At 39.2% G+C, this 21,562-nt stretch carries 15 protein-coding genes; 10 read left to right on the top strand and 5 right to left on the bottom strand.

What is annotated here, in order from left to right:
• The first annotated feature begins 172 nt into the window (after positions 1 to 172).
• Positions 173 to 745: a hypothetical protein gene (locus R2800_03950; GenBank protein MEZ5016179.1), complete on the top strand. Its 573-nt coding sequence runs from the start codon at positions 173 to 175 to the stop codon at positions 743 to 745.
• Here R2800_03950 and R2800_03945 read toward each other — a convergent pair whose 3' ends face one another.
• Positions 746 to 1,288, bottom strand: coding sequence for a hypothetical protein (locus R2800_03945; protein MEZ5016178.1), 543 nt, complete (start codon positions 1,286 to 1,288; stop codon positions 746 to 748). It lies immediately after the preceding gene.
• A gap of 121 nt (positions 1,289 to 1,409) precedes the next feature.
• Between R2800_03945 and R2800_03940 the strand changes: the two genes are divergently transcribed.
• From R2800_03940 to R2800_03925, 4 genes are read left to right on the top strand one after another with little or no spacing between them, the layout of a single operon-like run.
• Positions 1,410 to 2,432: a hypothetical protein gene (locus tag R2800_03940; GenBank protein MEZ5016177.1), complete on the top strand. Its 1,023-nt coding sequence runs from the start codon at positions 1,410 to 1,412 to the stop codon at positions 2,430 to 2,432.
• Positions 2,433 to 2,481: 49 nt separating this feature from the next.
• Positions 2,482 to 2,961 carry a hypothetical protein gene (locus R2800_03935; protein ID MEZ5016176.1) on the top strand — a complete coding sequence of 160 codons (480 nt, stop codon included), beginning with the start codon at positions 2,482 to 2,484 and terminating at the stop codon, positions 2,959 to 2,961.
• Positions 2,962 to 3,013: 52 nt separating this feature from the next.
• On the top strand, positions 3,014 to 3,736 hold the full coding sequence (locus tag R2800_03930; protein MEZ5016175.1) for a DNA alkylation repair protein: 723 nt from the start codon (positions 3,014 to 3,016) through the stop codon (positions 3,734 to 3,736).
• Entirely contained in the window at positions 3,720 to 4,625 is a 906-nt protein-coding gene (locus R2800_03925) for a radical SAM protein (protein ID MEZ5016174.1), read from the top strand. Before R2800_03930 ends, R2800_03925 begins: the two co-directional genes overlap by 17 nt.
• 4 nt (positions 4,626 to 4,629) lie before the next feature.
• On the opposite strand, the gene R2800_03920 is transcribed toward R2800_03925, so the two are convergent.
• Together R2800_03920 and R2800_03915 are read right to left on the bottom strand one after the other, a co-directional pair.
• Positions 4,630 to 5,010 (bottom strand): hypothetical protein, encoded by a 381-nt coding sequence (locus tag R2800_03920; GenBank protein ID MEZ5016173.1) that lies wholly within the window; start codon positions 5,008 to 5,010, stop codon positions 4,630 to 4,632.
• A gap of 5 nt (positions 5,011 to 5,015) precedes the next feature.
• The gene (locus tag R2800_03915) at positions 5,016 to 5,633 is read right to left on the bottom strand and encodes a hypothetical protein (GenBank protein MEZ5016172.1); all 618 of its coding nucleotides are present in this window, start codon (positions 5,631 to 5,633) and stop codon (positions 5,016 to 5,018) included.
• Between the two features lie 236 nt (positions 5,634 to 5,869).
• On the opposite strand from R2800_03915, the gene R2800_03910 reads away from it, so the two are divergent.
• The 4 genes from R2800_03910 (at position 5,870) to R2800_03895 (ending at position 10,441) form a co-directional block, all read left to right on the top strand.
• Positions 5,870 to 8,866, top strand: a complete 2,997-nt coding sequence (locus R2800_03910) for a gliding motility-associated C-terminal domain-containing protein (protein ID MEZ5016171.1) — start codon at positions 5,870 to 5,872, stop codon at positions 8,864 to 8,866.
• Positions 8,867 to 9,012: 146 nt separating this feature from the next.
• Positions 9,013 to 9,585 (top strand): hypothetical protein, encoded by a 573-nt coding sequence (locus R2800_03905; GenBank protein MEZ5016170.1) that lies wholly within the window; start codon positions 9,013 to 9,015, stop codon positions 9,583 to 9,585.
• A 40-nt stretch (positions 9,586 to 9,625) separates the two neighbouring features.
• On the top strand, positions 9,626 to 10,045 hold the full coding sequence (locus R2800_03900; protein MEZ5016169.1) for a hypothetical protein: 420 nt from the start codon (positions 9,626 to 9,628) through the stop codon (positions 10,043 to 10,045).
• A 261-nt stretch (positions 10,046 to 10,306) separates the two neighbouring features.
• A complete protein-coding gene (locus R2800_03895) occupies positions 10,307 to 10,441 on the top strand; it encodes a hypothetical protein (GenBank protein ID MEZ5016168.1) in 135 nt (44 codons plus the stop codon).
• A 260-nt stretch (positions 10,442 to 10,701) separates the two neighbouring features.
• On the opposite strand, the gene R2800_03890 is transcribed toward R2800_03895, so the two are convergent.
• Both R2800_03890 and R2800_03885 read right to left on the bottom strand, forming a co-directional pair.
• A complete protein-coding gene (locus R2800_03890; protein MEZ5016167.1) occupies positions 10,702 to 16,872 on the bottom strand; it encodes a T9SS type A sorting domain-containing protein in 6,171 nt (2,056 codons plus the stop codon).
• Between the two features lie 77 nt (positions 16,873 to 16,949).
• Entirely contained in the window at positions 16,950 to 19,934 is a 2,985-nt protein-coding gene (locus tag R2800_03885) for a hypothetical protein (protein ID MEZ5016166.1), read from the bottom strand.
• 603 nt (positions 19,935 to 20,537) lie between these two features.
• Between R2800_03885 and R2800_03880 the strand changes: the two genes are divergently transcribed.
• Entirely contained in the window at positions 20,538 to 21,557 is a 1,020-nt protein-coding gene (locus tag R2800_03880; protein MEZ5016165.1) for a DNRLRE domain-containing protein, read from the top strand.
• Positions 21,558 to 21,562: the final 5 nt, after the last annotated feature.

Below are 21,562 nucleotides of genomic sequence, written 5' to 3'. Positions count from 1 at the left end.
TTATAGTTATGCTAGTACCTAATCAATCCCCGTTCCAATAGCCCTTACCGTGTCATATTGACAGAATGGCGGTAGGCGGACTGAAAAAATGTACCGCAAAGAAGGTGTATTGTGTCTTAGTTTTAGGGTAGTTGGGACAGCTAAACTGTTTTCTGTAATTTAGGTCTACCCTATGCGCATCATTACCAGAACATTAGGATACGACCCATATACACTACGTATAGAGGAACACCTCACCGATACACACAAAGGTGTATACTACAGAATATGCGAACTAACAGTACACAAGGGTTTTACTCAGATAGGCAAACACAAAGGCAAGTCTCCAGAAGAATGTATTGACCAAGCCACTTTTCACTACGGTGTGCCCAAAGACTACTGGCAGTATGCTGATGTGCATGACAGTGCTGCAAAAATAGAAAGCGTTAGTGATCAACTTTTAGCTAACCAGCAATTACTATATGCTTATAACAAATATAAAATCCTAGATTATACACTTGCTCCTTTTATTAGTAAACACAAGAAATCATTAACTATCATATTTAGTTTTTTAACTGCCATTTGGCTAGCCATACTCATATATGCACTCACTCACAAGGTTGAAGCAACAACCGAGGACACGGTAATACCTACTACAGAACATAATGAAGACCTTGACTTTGTTGAACAACCCGAATTCAATAGAGTACTCCTCCTCTACAAACTAGACGATAGTATAACACATATAGACACCATACATCTCTAGTTATTCTACCGCTCTGAACATCATCTCACCATAAGGCGTTTCAACATTTGTGCCTAGGCTGTCATTCCATGTTCTTTCCAATAAAATAAAGGAAAGCGTATCTATACCTACAGTATCTACTAAGGATAGTTGTCGCACATGTAACAAAGTATTAAATAGTCGAGGGTCGGCGTACTTGGAGTTAATATACCCCTTGGTGTCAACGCTCCATATAGGCCATGAACCTTTAGGTGATCCCCAAGGATGGTGGAAGTTAATTTGTGTTGTATCGTATTTCTCTACTGTGAAGCAAAAGGAATATCCTGTGTCTAACACCATATCTATGGTGAACGCCTTTACATAATTATACCATTGCTGTTCCAGCCAAGCCTCTCCTATCACTGTTTCAGTACCACTTATGGAAACCAGCTCATACCGTTTAAGAAACACCCCTCTTTTTTTAGCACCGTCCATATTTGCCGACCATTGTATATTTTCCAAGTCGGTACACAAACCGCAGCCAGCTAGTATGCATATGAGTAATAAGGGCAGGTATCTGTTCATTGTTGTTGCTATGGCAGATGAAGATAATACTACTAGAACTATAATAATAACGTTTTAGTATATCCACCATACTGGCATAATACTTGTATTTTAGAGGGTCTATCTATAATAATAACACTTCATGAAATTCGTCTGCTCGCTACTGCTCCTTCTTCCTTTTCTCAACACTCAGGCAAGCACAGTTGATTCTATTAAAATAGAAGATAATTATCTGCTCTACCATAAAGTTGACACGAAGCAGTCTGAAAAAGCAGGACTGATCCTATACATGCATGGCGGTGTCAGCCAGTTTAAAGGCACAAAGCCTACACTTGTGCCAACTGTCGACCTACTCGAGGGCAATCAGTACTTTTTACCCGCTGCTACTAATGCAGGCTACGACGTGATACTGCCTATTGCCTACAATGAGTATAACTGGCTGGAGGACAAAGGAGAGTTATACATCAACCAAATAGTAGCTACCTATGGTAAGGATTATGAACGGATAATCATATCTGGCTTCTCCGATGGGGGTACAGGGGCTTATCGCTTTTTCTACAACAATCCCAAACAATATGCAGGGCTACTCCTCTTCAACGGATACCCACAACTGGGCAACTATTATAAAAAAGTGAACCACTACGACGGCATGGGTAAAACCATTGTGTATAGCTCTTGTACAAACGATAAAGTCATACCCTATGAATTTCTATTGGTAGAATATCGTAGGCAAAGCATGCTCAACCAGCACACCTACTTTATTTTAGCCGAAGGCAAACATTCTTTTGCTGCTTATGACCAACAACATATTGACCAATGTATAGCGCTGCTGAAAAAAGAGCCTACACCACAGACAAATGATAAAATAACCCTTTACCCTCCTGTTGACGGGCTTGTGGTAGACGGAGTACTAAAACATATCTACGATTTCAGAAAAAAGACAGCCAAGAACTACACCATGGCAGCTACCGAATATCAAAACAATCAGCATATTTATAAGGCATACGACAAACTCCTGTCCAATGGCGCTATAATTAAACTACAACCAATTACGGTTGCTCCTTCCTCTATCAAAGAAGGTATTGATTTCGACTTTGATATCACTATCGACGGTAAAAAGGAGATCATTAATCTTACCAATTGGTTGAATACCCCTACATGGTAATCGGTATGGCACAATACTTGTTCTTCCTAAATGCTAAAAACTAAACTATATGAAACTATACACCTTATTTACAGTCATTGCTATAGCGGCTGTAACCACATCTTGTAAAAAACCGACCGACGGCATTACTAACCGCAACACCAGCGAGATGATCATTGGCACGCATCCAGGGTTTGCACCGGCTGCAACACCATCGCATTACTACCTTATTAACAACACAGGTGCTTATGAAGACACCACCAACACCAAACCCAACGTACAGCAATATAAATTTGACTACAAACTAAGTCAGGCAAAATACGATCAGGTAAAGTCCTTATTAAATCAAATACCCGAAGCCTTACTGAAAGAGAACGGGAAGTCTTATCGCAGTCCCAACACAGCAGACTGTAGTGGTAATATGGTGACTACCGTAATAGATGGCACTACTTACACATGGAGTATGGAAGATTGTACCGAAGGCATGCCTGACTATGTAAAACCTTTTGCCGACAATGTAAGCGCAGCTGTAAATATCTTAAGGCAATAGCACTTACTGACATACGGTTGTCAATGGGTAATAATACCTTTGTACAAGGTATATGATAATAATAACCAAAAAGCCTGAAGTAACTAAACGAGTAGATTCCTGCATTAAGGTCTATAACGCTAAGGGTATTGACGCAGGTGTAGCAGCTATACAAGAGCATATTCTATCGGCAAAGATCAAGTTCCCTTTGTTGGAGCATGCTGCCACCTTATTGTATGAGCAACTACCCGAGGAAGACCATATACCACTTTGTACTAAAATAGAACAGCTAAAGACCATCGGCGGGAATGTATTGATAGGTATTATCTTACAACAACGCTTATCTACACATTTCTCGAAATCGTTGGAGATGGCTACTCATTATATCTCATTAGCAGATGTGTGGTATGTATGTGATATTATTGGGGAGCGCACCTATGGCTATGCGCTACTCCACTACCCTGAGCAAACACTACCTATCATCAAAAAACTATCAACAAGCGATAGCAATTGGGTCATCCGTTCGCTGGGAGCAGGCGGGCATTATGCTATAAAAAAAGGACTTAAAGCAAAGCATGCGGTACAACTCTTTCAGCTGCTACTTACCATGGCCAACACTAAAGACAAAGAGATAAGGCAAGGCGTGGGCTGGGCAGCAAAAACTACCGCAAAGTTTCACCCTGATATTATACAACAGCACCAAAAAGAAATAAACAATACCGAGCAAGTGGCTAACTGGTTCCGTAAGAAAATAGAAATAGGACTAAACCGTAATAGCTATGCCCAAAGAAATTGAAGTAACATCGATACTCAATAAAAAGAAGCATAGAGATTCATGGTTCTTGGACGACTACACCATAAACCTCTATAGTAGCTGTTCCTTCAACTGCTTGTACTGCTATATAAGAGGCAGCAAGTATGGTACCAACCTAGAGACATCCCTATCAGTAAAAACAAACGCCATAACACTACTTGACAAGCAACTGGCTAATAGAGCTAAAAAAGGACAATACGGTATTATAGTTCTCTCTTCTGCTACCGACCCCTACTTACAGATAGAAAAGAAATACCAGCTTACCAGACAAGCGCTTAAAGTAATTGCCAAACATAGATTCCCTGTACACATCATTACCAAATCAGACTTGATAGAAAGAGATTTTGATCTCTTACATCAAATAGACCAAACAGCGATATTACCCAACGACTTGAAAGACGACCTGCAACGAGGTGTTATCGTATCCTACTCTTTCTCTACGCTTGACAATAAAGTAGGAAAGATATTTGAACCGGGAGCCACATTACCATCGGCTCGTTTAGCGGCTTTACAAAAAACTGTTGCCAAAGGTTTTCTGACAGGAGTAAGCCTGATGCCGCTGCTACCTTTTATATCCGACACTACGGAACACTTGGAGCTGATGTATTCCACCTTCAAGCATATTGGGGTTGACTATGTTTTACCAGCTACCATCACCCTCTTTGGCAATGAAAAAGCAGATAGCAAAACGCTTATACTAAATGCCGTAAGCAAGCATTATCCTGAACTATTGGAGCGCTACCATAAGTACTTCGACAACAGTCACGAATTACCTAAATATTATCGTGATGCCTTCTACCAAAAGATGCAGGAACTACTTGATGAATATGGACTGGCAAACAGTATTTTGGAGGGCGCTAGGAGGAAATAGCTTTTTACTTTTTCTCTTTCTTAGGAGGTAAAGACATCACATATTCATAGCTCTTATCAAGGTATTTGGCAAGCAGTTTTAGATCGCCGTACATTTCCTCTGGTATCAACACATAATCTTTCATTACTGCTCCGTAAGACTTGTAGATAGTCGTATTATGTTCTTCCATAAATTTCTTACAGTCGTCCTTATGCAGCCGTATACCTATCTCACCAGCTTTGTTGAATAGAGAAAACATATATCCGTTAGCTGATGTGTAGGGCATGGTTTTGCCCTTACGCTCGAACTTCTTATTGGTAGCAATAAGTTTATCGTAAAAGTTGAGTTTCTCCTCCCACATAGCAGTAGTTAATTGTGTTATTAATACAGGGTTAATATTTATCATTCAGTCTACCCTTTTACCATACTAGTAACCATATCATCCAATGCTGCAACCTTATCAGTGGCATCAAAGGCATCTTCTGGCAATACCATACCTATCCCTATTACTTTCTTAGCTACTTTAAATAGCTCTTCCATAATTGTAACTATCTCCCAATTGACACGAATGGTAACACGAGCATTACCCGTAGAAGTAATGTCATAATGTGACACTTCTTTATCTCGTAGATTGGTTAGCCTTTTTATCGGATTCTTCATGGGTTTATACCTACTCAAAGCAGTGCGTATTGCACCTAGCTTATCAGCATCTATAGTGTCATTATAGGCATTGGTATAATACATCTGCAAGCTATTTTTCTCTTTCGATCTATCACCACCAAACAATGCTACAAAATCAATTACCAGCCCCTTATATAGTAATTCGCTCATATATTTCATATAAGCATTATGCTCTATTAATACTTTCTTTTTATCGTCAGCATCACGTAAATATTGCAATAAAGACAACTTATCATATATCAGTTTCAATAATAACAACTGGTCTTCTAAAAGTTGTTGTGCCGTTCGACTGTCTAAAGGTTCTTGATAAGAAGCCTGCTTATTTTTAGAGTATTGCTTTTTATGCATATGCTAATATCGAATTATTTTCTTTAACCTACCTCTTTTCGAGTAACTAATAATTAATGATAACCACCTGTTTTAGAACCAAAAGTTAATCGCAACATTAAGTTTTTTTAATGTGCTTTTTCCATCCAAACCAAATGCATTTTTAGCTACGTCTTTCTATATACCAGTACTATCACAAAGGAAGTACTGCACTACAAAATAAGGCTATTATTCAACAACTATACAATATGCAACCTATGAAAAACAGGCTACTCATTCTTTTATCTACACTGGCCATTGTGGGCATTTCTATGCTGCCACAACAGGCAAAGGCAACACATGCCTCGGGTGCAGAGATCGTATACGAATGGCTGGGAGACTCTACATATAGATTCTTCTTTAAATTCTACCGCGACTGTACCTTAAATCCTAACGGAACGCCAGCTACTGCTGCACCACCCAACACGGTGAACCTTTGTTTCTTTAACAACTGTACTAACACAGCATATAATAGAGTGATGACAAGATGGACAGGTACTATCCCTCCCGGTGTAGCAAACGGGACACAAGTATCACGTGGTTGCTCTATGACCAGAACTGACTGTGAGAACCCAAACTCATCAGTTCCCGGATATGAAGAATGGTGGTACTCTGTAATAGAACCACTACCCTTAGCCTGCAACTCTTGGAAGTTTGCCGCATGGATCAATGCACGTAATACAAGTAACAACATAGGTGGCGGACAACTATATGTAGAAACCACCTTCAATAGTGCTAACACATGGGCTAATAACTCTCCTTACTTTTCTATAAAGCCTATACCTTATGTATGCATAAATACCCCATATACATTCAACAATGGCTCCATCGATGCTGATGGAGATTCTTTAGTATCTGAAGTAATAAGACCATTGAATGCACCTACGGGCAACAGCTGTACTAACCCTGCGCAGTTAATGGGATTAAGAGCTCAACCTACTGGTTTCCCAGCTATTACTTTTCCTGGAAACCCTATACAATCCAACGGCTCTTTCTCACTAAACCCTAGCACAGGACAAATCAACTTCACAGCAAGTCTTATAGGAGCTGAAACAATGACCATACGTACAAGAGAATACCGTAACGGACAGTTGTTAGGCTCTATAATGAGAGATATACAGGTACAAGTACTACAATGTAACCCTACAATACCTAAAATTGACACACCTAGTATTGATATCAAAGGAGGACAATGGCTCAACAACCAAGCTAACGGTTGCATAGACCAGAAAATGGAATTTTGTTTTGATGTCACATCAGCAGACACTGATGCAATTATCATACTTGAAGACAATTTAAAACAATCCTTACCAACAGCTTCTATTAGCTATAAAAATCAAAGAACAGATACGGTAACGGCATGCTTCTCTTGGACACCTACAGTAGCAGATGTAGGACTTAATAATATTATCATTACTATTAAAGATTCTACCTGTAAACCGCCAGGCATATTATTGTCCTATACTATAAGCATACCTATATATATATGGCCATCTACCAAAGCTGTGCCAGATACCAGCATATGTGAAAATGACGCTGCTTTCTTAGGCGCTACCGGAGGAGGAAACTATACATGGACAATACTTTCCGGAGGTACTCCTAACAGTTTAAACAATCCAAACATCGCTAACCCAATTGCAAGACCTACCACTACAACTACTTATGTAGTTACTTCAGGAGCATCTTCCTTCTGTACTAACAACACTGATACTGTAAAAGTAGATGTACTTAGTGGTCCTAAATTTGATGGTCAGGATGATGTGATCACCTGCCCGGGCAAGCCTACAGCTTTAGATGTAAAACCTGATAACACAACTGGTGTTACTTATACCTATAATTGGACCCCAACCACATACTTAAGCTCTACAACCAAGGCAGACCCTACAAGTACTACACCTGTAGATATCACCTACTATGTAGAAATAGGCAGCAATGTAAATAGCTGTAAAGGCAGAGACACTATTATGATCGATGTTTTGGACGGATTTAATATAGAGAATCCAGATACTATTATATGTGCTGGTCAAAGCGTTCAAATACGTGCTAATGGTGACACTAGATACAAATACACATGGACTGATGATGCAGCTTCGGGTGTTGTGTCTAACAGGGATATTATAGCACCATCACTTACCCCTGCTCCTCATGGCGAGTATACATATACTGTAAAAGCAAGCTATGCAGGTTGTGATGACAGTATAGCAACCTTAAAAGTAGAGGTACAACCAATACCATCTGTAGTTGTTAATCCTGACAAATCAATATGCTTTGATGACACCACAAGCTTATCAGCAGATGTTACACCTGCAAACTATACCAACTATAGCTACAAATGGACACCTGGAGCATCTCTAAATAACGATGCAATTACGAACCCTATATTCAAAGGTACAGGCACGACTACATTGATACTTACAGCAAGCACATCTATTGGTTGCGAAGGAAAAGATACAGTTACTGTAAACGTCTTCCCTGCCGACTTTATCAATGTATCAAACGATACGGCAATATGCCCGGGAGATACAGCTATTATAGCAATGACCGTACCGACCGGTACACAATACTATTGGAGTCCTGATATTAGTATTAACAGCACTGAGGATATGTCTCCAAAAGTATGGCCTGTAGCCAACCAACTTTATACTGTATATGCGAGAGATATCAATAACTGTAAGGATACAGCTCGTGTAAAAATAAAAGTACAGCCTAAAGCAATACTACACTTACCAGATTCTATACGTCTTTACCCGAAAGAAACCTACCATATGAATCCTGAAGGTAACTGCGTGTACTATAGCTGGTTCCCAACTGTAGGTTTAAGTAACCCTAGCATTGGTAATCCAAGGGCTACTCCTGATGTAAACACACGTTATATAGTACGTGCAAGTACTGAAGGTGGTTGTATGGCTACAGACTCTATAGACGTGCTTGTGATTGAAGATAGTTATGTAAAACTACCAAATGCCTTCACTCCAGGAAATGGTAATAATGCTACTTTCAAAATAGTAGGCAGAGGCGCTATAGAATTGAAGAGCTTTGCTATCTACAACCGCTGGGGAACAAAGGTTTTTGAAACAAAAGATGCTAACCAAGGATGGGATGGACGCTTTAACGGAGAACCACAGCCAATGGGTGTGTACATATACTCTATTGAAGCAACTACCCCAACAGGCAGAACAATCAATAAACAAGGCAACGTTACCTTGATACGATAAAAGACATAGAGATAATATAGTGTTGAGGGGCTATTGCGCAGATGCAGTAGCCCTTCTATTATTTCATAACTATAACATTGCCTTAAGAAAGCATTAGGAATATATTTAAAGCATATAAAATACTTTCATTTTAAAATCCACACTAAATGAGTAAGGCTTTAAAATTTATACTGACAACATCATGGATACTTTTCTCTCGTGGCTATGATGTATATGCTACTTATCAGCATACACCAGACTTAGAAAAAGAAGCTAACCCATTGGCATCAGTACTTGGGTTTGGCTGGTCGCCTATATTATTAATAGTTAGCCTACTTACTCTTTTTATTATTTATAACTATTACATAGCTACTTTCAAACCATACAACCTCTTACCTCAAGAAAAAGGGTTAAGTTTTGAACAAGTGACTACTTACATATACTTTGGCAAGAGTGATAAATGGGCTGCACTTTTATATAAAATGCCTAAAAATGTAAAGCGGCTACAACACTACTTAGGACATATACTTACCTATGCCATATCATTTGCAGGTATAATAAGCACTATAATGTGGCTATTAATAAGACACACCGATTTCTATAAAAACTACCACAGTGCTGCTGCTATATATGTTATTATAATACTTGGTATAATTGGCATCAATATATACTGGCACAGAAAAATGTATAAAACATACCAACTACAAACAGAACAGTCGTACACTACCACTACCATTTAGAGAAGATATTATATAGTTTTGTTGGCAGAAAGCTATTAGCATGCAACAGTTTAAAATAGAAGAGTACGAAACACAATTCGATAAGAAATTCCCCGAGTTTGAAAGCTTGAGCAAAATGGAAGGCGATAAAGTCATACGCCATCTACGAAACAATATACCTGGCGCAAGCGAGCGCGGTAATATTTTTGCTACCATTGAAGACAACCTTGAATATGACGATTATGACGAAGAAGTAATTTATGATATAGCCTATCTATTCAGTCTATACGATTTTGCGGATGCAGAAAAAATGTACATCATTTGGAATGAAGACACTGTAGACGCTATGAACAAATTCCCTTTTATTAACGCGTGGACAGCTATTTGGAAACCGGAATTTGACGAAAGGATTATTCTTTACACACCTGCTACAGGAAAGGTACTACTCATCACTCAATATGGTGCTGTATATAGCAACTAATACACTTCTTCTATCACATTACATTATATAGGGCAGCTATTTTAGCTACCCTTTTTTGTTAATAAGTGGCAAACTGTTAACAAACTTCCTGTTAACCAGTTCTAAACATAGCGTTAAGCAAACATGATTCTTTGGAGTGAGGCTTGTTCTTGTTGCATCTTTGTGTCAACAAAACAAACAACAACGTCTCGGGCGTTTCAAAACAAAAAATAAAACACACACAAACACAAAACAAAAACACACACAGTAAAAAACACAGTCATGCAAAACACGATCACTCTTCAACAACAAGCAACTTTAAACATCGGGAAAGCTATAGCTAAAAAAGATGCACTTAAAAAGAATGCACTCTTTGTTGCTATCATCACTTGCATTGTTTTAGCAGTTAACCTTTAAGTTTTTTACTAAATGCCTGTATGCTACAGATAATAGTGCAGTAGAATATAGATAGCAGCTACATGGCATATTAACAAGTTCTCTCTTATCCTCTATATGTAACAGAAGCCTCCAGTCTTGGAGGCTTATTTGTTTATGTATAAGTATATAAAAAGTGCCTTATACTAAACGTATAAGGCACGGGATGGTACACCTATAACCATCTATGATAACTAATTAAGGCTTATGCAAGAATACAGACCTTATTACGCGATTCACATTTATTCTACAATATTGAAACGTCTGGTGTATACCTGACCATCTACTTCTATAGATAGTGTGTATAAACCTGGTGCGATCTTGCCGTTCAAGCTCAATTTATGGGTCAATTTACCATTTACAACGTCTGTAGTAGCAGTATGTACTTTCTGACCAAGGTTGTTGTAAATAGAGATGTTTGTAGCTCCATTAACACCTGCGAATGTTCCCTCAATAGTAAACTCACCATTATTCGGGTTAGGATACAATCCTAGCTCATCAGCTCCATTTACAGCATTCTGTACTGAGTTAGGCTGATTTACAACCAAGGTATTACTAGACTCAAACTCGTTCACTTTACATGGATGGTCTGGCTTCATTGTCACTTGGATCTTATCTAAGTATAATAGATCATTTACTACATAGGTATCACCTGTTACACCAGCTACTACCTGACCACTTCTACGCCAGATGTAAGTTGGGTTAGCACCACCATTTACAGGAACTGCAGTTATCGTTGTAGGCATACCCGGTACTAGTACACTTGGGTTAGCTACGATAGATACAGATGATGCTTCCACTTTATTCACTGTGAAGATCTCCTTATTGGTGATCACAGGCTCAGGACAAGAGAAGCTGTTCGTGAAGATACACTGAACAGTATCATTATTTTTTGCTCCTATAAACTTAAATGTACCTTGCGGATTATTAAGGACCTTAACGCTATTCACATACCAATCGAATGTTGGGGAAGGACCTGCATTTGTATAATACAAGAATACATTTACGGTATCACCCTCACATATATTGGCAGATGGTGTAGCTTGTATTCTACCAGTAGCAAATGTTCTTGGTATAACTCTCATATTGATGCCTGCACTGCTTACCACCATTGGTGTTGCACATAGAGCACTACTTGTCAGACGACAGCTTACCACATCACCATTTACAAGTGTATTAGTAGTAAAGGTTGTTGCAGCCACACCAGTGTTCACACCATTTACTTGCCATTGGTAAATCGGGTTCGCACCGCCATTCACCGTACTTGTAACTGTAAACGTCGCCGCTCTTGTATCACATACTGAATCACCCGGAGGTCCACTGATCGTAATAGATGGTACCGGACGAGGATGAACGATCATCGTCTTAGTATTACTTGTTACTGATGCAGGTGAAGGACATGGTACACTAGAGGTCATCACACATGTGATCACATCTCCGTTAGCTAAGCCTGAGCTGGTATAACTTGTAGAGTTACTACCCACATTAGTACCATTTCTCTTCCATTGGAAGCTTGGACTAGGACCAGGGTTAGTTGTAGATACTACAGTAAAGGTTACTGAAGTATTTACACATATGTCTGTATCACTCGCTGTTATTGTTAGAGCAGGAGTAAGGATCGGATGAACGATCAATGTTGCACTGCTTGTAGTAGCAGGAGTACATGGACTTGCACCACTTACCACGCAACGGAATTGAGCATTGTTCAATCCTAAGTTAGCATTAGTAATAGATAGTGTAGATGAGGTAGCACCATTGTAAGTGAAACCACCAGTACCACTACTACCATTGCTGATATTAGTAAATCCGCTTCCTGTATTGGCCTGCCATTGGTAAGTAATACCTGTACCTGTAGCGCTACAGCTGAAGCTTACATTATTACCATCACAGATAGCATTATTGCTTGGGTTACCTGTTATAGCAGGAGGCGTGTTAACTGTTAATAGTCTTGCATTCGAAGTAACAGAAGGTGTACAAGAACCACTTATGATACAACGATATTGGTTGTTGTTGAACGATGCTGCCGGAGCTGCCAAGTTTAGTGTTGCTGTAGTAGCACCGCTATACACACCACCATTAGATACATTGCTCCAAGTACCACCACCATTAGTGCTTACTTGCCATTGGTAAGTAACAGCAGTACCTGTAGCTGATACGCTAAAGCTAGCATTACTTCCAAGACATACTACAGAGTTAACAGGCTGTGCTGTAAATCCTGGTAGAGTAAGCATGGTAAGTGTAGCCGCTGTAGAAGTAACTGAAGGCGCACATACGCTATTGACCATACAACGGTATTGGTAACCATTGATCGCCAAACTAGCACCTGTTAATGCTAAAGTAGCTGTATTAGATCCACTATAGATACCTATGTTGGTCACATTAGTCCATGTAGTACCACTATTAGTGCTTACTTGCCATTGATAACTAATACCTGTTCCTGTAGTAGTGACACTGAATGTAGTATTACTACCATCACAAACGTTCTTGTTAGTAGGATTAGCTGTGATAGCAGGTAAAGTATGTACTGTTAATGTTCTTGCTGTAGAAGTAACGCTTGGCGTACAAACACCACTTACGATACAACGATATTGGTTATTGTTAGCCGATGTTGTTGCTGCAGTAACACTAAGTGATGGAGTGGTTGTATTACTGTGGATACCCGTATTAGTTAGGTTCGTCCAAGTACCACCACCGTTAGTACTTACTTGCCATTGGAAGGTTAGGCTTGTACCTGATGCTGTAATACTAAAGGATGTACTACCACCATCACATATTACTTTATCTACGGGCTGTACATTTATAGATGGCAGGCTATTAACCACTAGTAAGCGAGGAGCAGAAGTAACACCTGGAGGACATGAGCCACCCAGTACACAACGAAACAAGGTACTACTAGATGTAGCCATTGCATTAGTTATGGTTAATGATGCAGTAGTAGCATTGCTGTAGATACCACCATTCGTTACGTTACTCCAAGTAGCACCACCATTAGTACTTAATTGCCACTGGTAGGTTACACCTAAGCCTATAGCCGTAACATCAAAGGTTGTATTATCTCCCGCACATATTGTACGATTGACGCCATGATTTGTTACAAAAGGAGCAGCATTAACGGTCAATATTCCAGCATTAGATGTAGCAGCAGGAGCACATGTACCTGTTACAACACAACGATATTGATAGTTATTTGCCGTTGGAGGTACATTGGTCAAATTCAAGGTAGATGTAGTAGCATTGCTATACATACCACCATTCGTCACATTACTCCAAGTAGCACCACCGTTAGTACTTTCTTGCCATTGGTAAGAAATGCCTAAACCTGTTGCTGATATTGTAAATGAGGCATTGTTATTCTGGCATATGGTACTATTAATAGGGTGCATGGTAACAGCTGGCGTACTATTAAAGATTAGTATAGCTGCTGTTGTTGTTGCAGCCAGAGCGCAAGTACCGCTAATTACACAACGGTATTGGTTATTATTTTCTGCAACTGTTGCTGCAGTTAAGTTTAAAGTAGCTGTTGTAGCATTACTGTAGATACCCGTATTCGTTAGGTTCGTCCAAGTAGCACCACCGTTAGTACTTACTTGCCATTGGTAAGCTATACCAGTACCTGTACCTGCTGCAGTGAAGCTTGTGTTGCTTCCTTCACAGATAGTACTGTTAACAGGGTTAACGGTAACTACAGGAGCTGTATTGATCGTTAATGTAGCAGCAGTTGATGTTGCACTTGGTGCACATGTACCACTTACGATACAACGATATTGGTTGTTGTTAACTGCTGTTGTTGCTGCAGTCAAGTTCAACGTTGCTGTTGTTGCATTACTATAGATACCAGTGTTCGTCAAATTCGTCCAAGTAGCACCACTATTAGTACTTACTTGCCATTGGTATGTCAATGCTGTACCTGTAGCCGTTACACTGAATGAGGTATTGCTACCCTCACAGATAGTACTGTTAACCGGAGCAACTGTAACTACTGGCTTAGTATCTATGGTCAACGTAGCAGCTGTTGTTGCTACAGATGGCGTACAAGTACCGCTTACCATACAACGGTATTGATTATTGTGTACTGCTGTTGTTGCAGCAGTCAAGTTCAAGGTAGTTGTAGTAACACCTGTATAGATACCTGTATTCGTCAAGTTCGTCCAAGTAGCACCACCATTAGTACTTACTTGCCATTGGTAAGCTACACCAGTACCAGTACCTGCTGCTGTGAAGCTTGTATTGCTTCCTTCGCAGATAGTACTGTTAACAGGGTTAACGGTAACCACAGGAGCAGTATTGATCGTTAATGAAACTGTATTAGAGGTTACACTTGGTAAACAAACACCACTTACCACACAACGGTATAGGTTACCATTGTCAGAAACAGCAGCGCCTGTTAGGTTTAGTGTTGCAGTAGTAGCACCACTGTAGATACCACCATTAGCTATACTACCCCAAGTACCACCACCATTAGTACTGATATACCATTGATATGCTGCACCAGAACCTGTAGCCGTTACCGTGAAGCTTGCATTACCACCAGGACAAGTTGCTGTGTTAGATGGTTGTCCTGTAATTGCAGGCAATGTATTTACTGTTAATTGTGCAACATTAGATGTAGCACTTGGAGCACAAGTACCACTTACCACACAACGATATCTGTTTCCGCTGAAGGTTACCGCAGGAGTAGCTATGCCTAAGCTTTGTGTAGTAGCACCACTATAAGCACCACCGTTCACTACATTACTCCAAGTAGCACCACCGTTAGTACTTTCTTGCCATTGATAAGTAACATTAGCACCTGAACCTATTATGGTAAATGATGCACTATTACCTAAACATACTGCCATATCAGCCGGTTGCGATGTCACCTTAGGCACTGCATTTACAACAAGTAAACGTCCTGCGGTGGCTACACTTGGCGCACATGTACCACTTATTACACAACGGAATAGTGTACTACTAGCCGACGGTGTAGCATTAGTTATAGTTAATGATGCAGTTGTAGCATTACTGTAGATACCACCGTTTACAACATTAGTATAAGTAGTACCACCGTTAGTACTTGATTGCCATTGATAGGTCAAACCAGTACCTGTTGCTGTTACATCAAAGGTTGTATTATCTCCCTCACAAATAGTACGGTTAACACCGTGGTTAACTATTGCAGGAGAAGTATCGATCGTAAGTGTTGCAAATGCCGATGTTGCAGAAATAGCACAATTAATAGTACCACTTACAACACATCTATATTTAGCATTATTTATCGCTAAATCTGCATTAGTTATAGTTAATGTAGCAGTAGTTGCGCCACTATAAGCAAAACCACCTAAACCGCTACTACCATTACTTACATTAGTAAAACCACCTCCTAAATCTACCTGCCATTGGTAAGTAATATTGGTACCAGTAGCAGCAATGGTAAATGACGTACTACTACCAACACACGCATTTTTATTAGTAGGGTTAGCAGTAATAGCAGGTTGGCTATGTACAGACAATGTTTTTGCAGTAGATGTAACTGTTGGCGTACAAGCACCACTTACTACACAACGATATTGATTATTATGAGCACTAGCAGGTGCCCCTGTAATAGTTAGGATCTGTGTAGTAACGCCGCTGTAAATACCACCGTTTACTAGGTTAGTCCAAGTAGCACCACCATTGGTACTCTCTTGCCACTGAATAGTTAATGTAGTTCCCGAAGTATTTACTTCAAAGGTTGTATTACCACCTTCACAAATGACCCTATCAACAGGTTGTACATTAATAGCAGGTAATATATTTACTTTTAGTAATCTTGGTGCAGATATAACGCCTGGAGGACAGGTACCTCCAATCACACAACGGAAAAAAGTACTACTTGCTGAGGATACCACATTTGTGATAGTCAAGGATGCTGTGGTAGCATTACTATAGATACCTCCGTTAACCACATTTGTATAAGTATTACCCCCGTCAACACTTGACTGCCATTGATAGGTCAAACCAGCACCCGTTACTGTTACATCAAAGGTTGTATTATCTCCCTCACAAATAGTGCGGTTAACACCGTGGTTAACTATTGCAGGAGGAGTATTGATCGTAAGTGTTGCCGCATTTGAATTAGCATTTGGGGTACAAGTACCGCTTACTACACAACGATATTGATTATTATTTACAGCTGTACTCGCCGCGGTCAAGTTCAATGTAGTGGTAGTAGCACCTGTATATATTCCTGTATTGGCAAGATTAGTCCAGGTAGCACCACTGTTAGTACTTACTTGCCATTGATAGCCGATACCAGTACCTGTAGCTGTTATTGTAAAGCTTGTATTATTACCTGCACATATAGCACTGTTAACTGGCTGTACTGTAACGACAGGTTTTGTATGTATGGTTATAGTTGCGGCAGCGAGACGTAGCGCTTGGTGTACAAGTACCACTCACTACACAACGGTATTGATTATTATTCTCTCCCACTGTTGCTGCTGTTAAGTTTAAGGTTGATGTTGTAGTATTACTATAGATACCACCATTTGCCAAGTTGGTAAATGTAGCCCCCCCCATTCGTACTCACTTGCCATTGGTAGCTCAATGCAGTACCGGTAGCAGTTACACTAAACGAAGTATTGCTTCCTTCGCAAATCGTGCTATTTATTGGATTGACAGTAACTACAGGCTTTGTATCTATGGTTAATGTACCAGCATTTGAAGTAGTACTTGGCGTACAAGTACCACTAATAACACAACGATACTGATAGTTATTTACGGCAGTGTTTACTGCTGTCAAGTTCAATGTAGCTGTTGTAACAGTACTATAGATACCTGTATTAGTTAAGTTGCTCCATGTACCTCCACCATTCGTACTTACTTGCCATTGGTACGTCAATGCTGCACCTGTTGCAGTCACACTAAACGAACCATTACTCCCTTCACATACTGAGATATTGCTTGGCTGTGCTGTTATATTCGGTGCTGTATTTACCGTTAATGTCCTTGCTGTAGAAGTAACACTTGGCGTACAGGTACCACTTACAACACAACGGTATTGGTTATTATTCTCACCCGCTGTTGCTGCTGTTAAGTTTAAGGTTGCTGTTGTTACATTACTGTAAATGCCTGTATTGGTCAGGTTAGTAAATGTTGCTCCCCCATTTGTACTCACCTGCCATTGGTAGCTCACTCCAGTACCTGATGCCGTTACACTGAAAGATGTATTATTGCCTGCACAGATTGTACTGTTAACGGGCTGTACAGATATACTTGGCAATGTATTGATCGTTAATGTTGCTGCGTTTGAGGTAACACCTGGAACACAAGTACCACCTACAACACAACGATACTGGTTATTATTCTCTGCAGTAGTTGCTCCTGTTAAGTTCAAGGTTGCAGAAGTGACCGTACTATAAATACCTGTATTAGTTAGGTTTGTCCATGTACCTCCACCATTGGTACTCACTTGCCATTGGTACGTTAAGCCTGCTCCTGTAGTCGTAACACTAAAACTAGTATTGCTACCATCACATATCGTACTATTAACAGGCTGCCCTGTTATATTCGGTGCTGTATTTACTGTTAATGTTCTTGCTGTAGAAGTAACACTTGGCGTACAGGTACCACTTATTACACAACGGTATTGGTTATTATTCTCTCCCGCTGTTGCTGCTGTTAAATTTAATGTCGCTGTAGTAACATTACTATAAATACCACCATTTGCCAAGTTGGTAAATGTTGCTCCCCCATTTGTACTCACCTGCCATTGGTAGCTCACTCCTGTACCTGATGCCGTTACACTGAAAGATGTATTATTGCTTGCACAGATTGTACTATTAACAGGCTGTACAGATATACTTGGCAATGTATTGATCGTTAATGTTGCTGCGTTTGAGGTAACACCTGGAGTACAGGTACCACTTACTACACATCTATATTGATTACTATTAACGGCTGTAGTTGCTCCTGTTAAGTTCAAGGTAGCAGAAGTGACCGTACTATAAATACCTGTATTACTTAGATTTGTCCATGTACCTCCACCATTTGTACTCACTTGCCATTGATAAGTTAATCCTGCTCCTGTAGCCGTAACACTAAAACTAGTGTTGCTACCATCACATATTGTACTATTACCAGGTTGCCCTGTGATAGCAGGGCCAGATAAAGCTGAAAGAGTGGTAGTACTCGTATTAGCACTACCACAAGAATTAATCATTACCAGTCTATACCGATAACCATTCATACTTGCAGTTTTATTTGAAATGCTCAATGTTGCTGTTGTAGCTCCACTATATATACCTCCATTAGTTACATTACTCCACGTACCACCGCCATTAGTACTTAGCTGCCATTGATTACTTGTTGCATTATTTACGCTATAACTGAAAGATGAGGCTGTACCTTCACAAAATGGATTATTAATTGTGGAGCCAGATGTAAATGGTACACTATTAACAGTTAGCGTACCGTGACTGGAGGTTGCTGACGGTGTACAAGAACCACTTGCTACACAACGATACCTATAATTATTCATTCCTGTAGTAGCACCTGTTATCGCTAATGTTGCTGTAGTAGCACCACTATATACACCTCCGTTACTTACATTGAAATAACTAACTCCGTTATTAGTACTCATTTGCCATTGATAACTACTAGCATTATTAGCGCTTACGGTAAATGTAGTATTACTCCCTGCACATATCGTCCTGTCGGGCGGATTTGTTGTTATAGAGGGAGTACTATTCACAGTTAGTGTACCATGACTAGAGGTTGCATTTGGAGCTATAGCCCCGCTAACCACACAACGATACCTATAATTATTCATTCCTGTAGTAGCACCTGTTATTGCTAATGTTGCCGTTGTAGCACCGCTATATACGCCACTATTACTTATATTACTATAAGTAAAGCCACTGTTCGTACTTAACTGCCATTGATAGCCTGTAGCATTATTAGCGCTTACGGTAAATGTAGTATTACTTCCTGCACATATTGTCCTATTAGGAGGGTTGGCAGTTATTGATGGTGCAGAAGCAGTCGCAGTTACCGTAAATGTAGTAACCCAAGAATTACCAACAGAAAAACTAGCAAACATCTGTACACCGTAAGTACCTGCAGATAAAGGATATGCAGCTCCAGAAAAACTACCACTACCATTCCCACTAATAGTATTACCACAACAGCCAGCAAACCCCCATCCTCCATTAAAACCACTACCGCCAGAAACCGAATAAGTGGCATTAGTTAGTTGTAACCCTGAATTAACTGTTATTTGAAAATAATCTTGTCCATCACCAGGTGTACTCAAATTACCACTAACAGTATATGTTCCTGCAGATGAAATAACAAAAGTTGGGTCATTAATAGTAATTGAAATATCAGCACCTTCGGCATATAAGCTAGTCTGTGCTTGTGCTACTTGCACTAATAGAATCAACATAGACAAGCCTATAAAAGACTTATGCAAACATTTTGCAGTCATGGAGAACGTCTCCTTTAGACGTCTATTCATTTTAAACATAGGATCCACTTTAATTAAAAACAATAGGTTTACTAACCATTTTATTGATTTGTTCAGTGGAGACAGGGTATCTATATTTAAAGACTAATATTTGATCATTTTATACAAATTATTGTAAGCGCATAAACATGATTGTCTCTAAGTATATAACTTGCGACAAAGTAGTCATTTTTGTAATAATTAGGGTGTTTTAACCCATTTTATATACGGTTATTTTTATGGCAGATATCAAGCGTATGACATAATATGTGGGAAAGTTGTTACCATTTTTTGATGTCATGTCATTTATAGTTTAATACTGCTTGACACTACTCACATGATTAAGAATAACAACAAATAAAAACGATAACATCTTAGCGCTTTTATATTCAACTTGGAAAAAGGTAAGCCCCCCCCCTCTTGGAGGCTTATTTGTTTAACAATACATGGTATTTATAGACGAGTATCAGTATTATAAGCTAAAACACCTTTAAACTCTTTAAAACTATACGCACTTACTCCTAATATCGACGCGTTTATTAACTCCTTTCTGTTTATACGTATCATACATGTAACTTTATTCATATAAGAATCTAATGCAAAAAAGCAGTTAATATGAGAAACCTATATATAATATTTTTATCCCTGCCTCTATTTTGCGGATATACAACAAATGGACAAGTTGTTAACCCAGGAAATACAGTTTTTAAAGAAAAAACATTTACCCCATCTCCTGATGACTCTGCATCAGCAAATGCTCGAATAACATTTGGTTGTGATCCCAAATCATCACTTTTCAACATTGAGAATACCGTACTATACAAACCTAGTTTTGACGAAATGACTGCTGCTGCATGGACTCACAATGCGCACAATTGCCAATATGGATTAATTAGATTTTATCAGAAATTTCCACAAATATCAACCATACCTTCCCATGCTATTATAGACAGTGCTTTTGTAATACTAAAGGGTAAAACACCAAGATATAAAGCAATAACTGTAGGAAACTCTTACTATCCTAACTCCCCATATAATAAGTGGGGAACTAATGAAGTAGAAATACTACGCAATTTAACGAATTGGCATGCAGGATCAATTACATGGAATAATGCACCAACTTACACTTTAAAAAATAGTGCAACTATACCCTACTCTACAAGCCAAGGAGGTTATGACATAACAGCAAACGTAACTGCTATGATACAGGACATGGTTAGCTCATCAAACAATTTTGGATTTACATTCAAGCTGCAAACTGAAAAATTATATCGAAGTATGCTCTTTTTCAATAGCAATGCTATTGTTACAAATAACAGACCAGCTTTAAAAGTATACTATCATTATAACAATGTATCAATTAGCAGCAGAAATAACGAAGGAATAAGTAACATAAGCATTTTTCCAAATCCATCTCATAAAAAAATAAGTATCAATTATCATACAAAACAAGCAAGACTATTAAACTATTATATTATCGACATCAAGGGACAAACTTTAATTGAATCATCTATAGAAACCCGACAAGGGAACAACAAGCTGGATATCGATCTTGATAAAATTGAGAGTGGCACCTATATATTGCAAATGAATGTTGGAACAGATGTCACTAGAAAGCTATTCACAAAAATATAACTAGT

The organism is Flavipsychrobacter sp. (assembly GCA_041392855.1).
GTDB lineage: Bacteria > Bacteroidota > Bacteroidia > Chitinophagales > Chitinophagaceae > UBA5543.
This window is presented reverse-complemented; position numbering and strand designations above follow the sequence as displayed.